Genomic DNA, 1,727 nt, shown 5'->3' on the forward strand with positions numbered 1-1,727 from the left:
GAGTATGGCGGCATCGACATCCTGGTCAACAACGCCGCCACCAACCCCCACTTTGGCCCCTTCCTGACGGCCGAGGAGAGCCATTGGGACAAAATCCTTGACGTGAACGTGAAGGGCTATTTCCGCGTGGCCCAGGCCTGCATCCCGGTCATGCGCGCGCGGGGCGGGGGCAAGATCATCAACGTGGCTTCCGTCGCCGGGCTGGAGCCGCAGCCGATGATGGGCGTCTACTGCGTCAGCAAGGCGGCGGTGCTGATGATGACCCAGGTGCTGGCCGCCGAAGTCGCTGCCGACAACATCCAGGTCAACGCCATCGCGCCGGGCTTCATCAAGACCAAGTTCAGCCAGGTACTGTGGAGCACGCCCGACATCCACGACCGGCTGGTGCGGGCCGTGCCGCAGCGGCGCATGGCCGAGCCGGAGGAGTTGACCGGTATCGCCCTCTACCTGGCCTCGCCCGCGTCCAGCTTCACCACCGGGGCGACGTTCGTCATCGACGGCGGGCAATTGGCGAGCGGGTTGAACGTCGGCTGATCTCAGGGCGCGGCGCACGTCCCGGAGAGCGTCACCCCGTCCACCGAAAAGCTGAGGCTGCGCGTGTCGTCGGCCAGGCCCAGATCGGCCAGCCGGAAGTTGCCCGCTTCCAGTTCCAGGACGACCGTGTTCCAGCCCGGCCGCAGCGGGACGGCCAGCTGGCTGGGTTGATTGGCCGCCGCCGCGAGCGTGGTGGTCTGCCCGTCGGGCAGCGTCACGTCGAAGACCCCCATTTCGCCCAGCCCATCGGTCGCTCCGGTCTCATGGAGCGAGGAGATGGCGAACGCCAGCGTCGCCGCCTGTTCGCGGGCAGACCAGACGTAGAGGTAGGCCGGCGAGCCGGCCCAGCGCCAGGCCGCGTCGCCGCTGCGCTCCTCGTCGTGCCAGCCCGCGCCGAACAGGGCATACAGGCCGCCGGTCGCCGGGTCGGGGCAGATGATGGATACGTCCGGCGGCCGGAGCGGCCCGCCGGCCGGATCGGCCGCCACCGATAGGGCGATCACCTGTGTTTGATCCGGCTCGTGGTCTTCCGCGCCGGCCGGCCGCGCTACCAGGCTGATGCCGCCCAGACTGGCCGGCCCGACCACGCCTGGCGCATCGACCGCCACCTCCAGCCGCAACATCTCTGCGCCGGGGATGGGTTCGATCAAGCGCCCGACCGTCCCGCCGCCGGGCAGTGGGTCCAGATGGAAGAGCCAGGCCGAGTGCTCGGCGAAGGCGGCGCGGCCGGGCAGGATGACCGACACCTCGACCGGGGCGTCGCTCACGTTGACGATGTCGAAGGCCGGCGCCAGCGCGCCCGGTTCCACCCCGAGTTGGGCGGGCGTGACGGCGATCAGTTCGTCGCCCAGACCGCGCAGGAATGGGATGTCCGACCAATCCCAGACGCGCCACGGCGCGGCGTCCACGTTGAGCGGTGACACGTTCCAGCCGGCTACAGCCGGCGATGCTGCCCCACGGTGGTGGATAACCGCGCTGGCGACGAACAGCAGGCCATAGAGGCCGAGCAGCGCGGCGCGGGTGACGGCCGGTCGCGCCGGCGTCTGGATGGCTTCCAGAATGGGGATCAGGAAGAATACCATGTAGGGCAGCACGTCGGCGAAGAAGCGCGGGCCGAAGGAGTGGCCGGCTGTCCACTGGATAAAGGCCGAGATGACGAGCCAGTGCAGCAGGATGATGGCGATGAGCGTCCA

1 protein-coding gene and 1 pseudogene are annotated in these 1,727 nt (G+C 69.4%); one reads left to right on the plus strand and one right to left on the minus strand.

Annotated features, from left to right (window positions below; translation table 11 throughout):
- A partial coding sequence (locus ACE3UY_RS17395) for an SDR family oxidoreductase (RefSeq protein WP_374688754.1) occupies positions 1-534 on the plus strand: 534 nt, incomplete at its 5' end.
- A 2-nt stretch (positions 535-536) separates the two neighbouring features.
- Here ACE3UY_RS17395 and ACE3UY_RS17400 read toward each other — a convergent pair.
- Positions 537-1,727 (minus strand): annotated as a pseudogene (locus ACE3UY_RS17400) (hypothetical protein); the annotation flags it as partial.

It is taken from the genome of Promineifilum sp. (SeqCode), from assembly GCF_041918635.1.
Lineage (GTDB): Bacteria > Chloroflexota > Anaerolineae > Promineifilales > Promineifilaceae > Promineifilum.